Origin of the sequence: Herbaspirillum sp. B65 (assembly GCF_000333555.1) — a bacterium.
Lineage (GTDB): Bacteria > Pseudomonadota > Gammaproteobacteria > Burkholderiales > Burkholderiaceae_D > Herbaspirillum > Herbaspirillum rubrisubalbicans.
The window spans coordinates 1-939 of record NZ_BADI01001081.1 but is presented as its reverse complement, the minus strand read 5'-3'; the positions used below and the strand labels follow the sequence as shown (position 1 = coordinate 939).

Genomic DNA, 939 nt, shown 5'->3' with positions numbered 1-939 from the left:
GCGTGAGACCTGGTGGCCCAGGTCGATGGCATACGCCTTCCACCGTGGGGCTGATCAACAGCGGTCTCAAGGCCCTCGGCACCGATGCACTGGCGGCCCTGAACTTGTCGCAGGTCCAGATCATGGCGACCGCCGCAGCCAAGCTGCGCAATCTGGCCTCGGCCAGCAGCATCATGGCCGACGCCAAGCGTCCGGCCGCCGATGCGGTCAATCCCGATGGTACGCCCCAGGCCGGCGCGCCCCTGACCTATGACGAATTCCATGCGCTGGGCATGGCCGTCAACAATGCGCCGGCCAACCTCAAGTTGCTCAACGAGGTCTTCAATGCTCGGCCCAATTTTGCGTCGGTCTCGGACCTGGGCAAGATCAATGCGCTCAATCTGGTCGATATCGTCAACCGCGTGATGCGTCAGGCCGATGCCGATGTGAAGCCGGCTGACGCACCGGCCGGCATCACGGTAGCCGAACTGACCACGCTGGGCCTGTCCAGCACTGGCGCCACGCCGGACGTGAATGCGCGTTTCGGGCGGATGCCCCATATCATGAGTCCAGCCGGCAAGGCTGGATCGACGGCAGGTCAGGGTGCATGGGAACCTGTCGTTCGGTCGCTTCAGAGGGATGGGTGAGGTTGTCGAGAGCGCCCGGTTTTGTGCTCAACTAATTCTTGTTTCTCGAAAAAATTGCGGTTAAAGTGAGGCGCATCTTGTCGCAAACGTCGGCAACCACGTCCCCCCTGCGCTGATGAACCATGCCAATCGCCGAGCTGCCCGCCAATGAGTCTGCCCGTATCGAGGCCTTGCATTCCTTGCGCATTCTCGATACGCCGCGCGAAGAACGTTTCGACCGCCTGACCCGGCTGGCGCGTCGTCTGTTCGACGTGCCCATGGGCGTGGTGACCCTGATCGACGTGCATCGGCAATGGGTCCAGTCCTGCGTCGG

At 62.6% G+C, this 939-nt stretch carries 1 protein-coding gene and 1 pseudogene; both read left to right on the top strand.

What is annotated here, in order from left to right; genetic code table 11:
- Positions 1-626 (top strand): hypothetical protein (locus I5W_RS25695; RefSeq protein ID WP_199901808.1); only part of this gene is annotated, 626 nt, incomplete at its 5' end.
- A gap of 122 nt (positions 627-748) precedes the next feature.
- Positions 749-939, top strand: a pseudogene (locus I5W_RS25690) (GGDEF domain-containing protein); the annotation flags it as partial.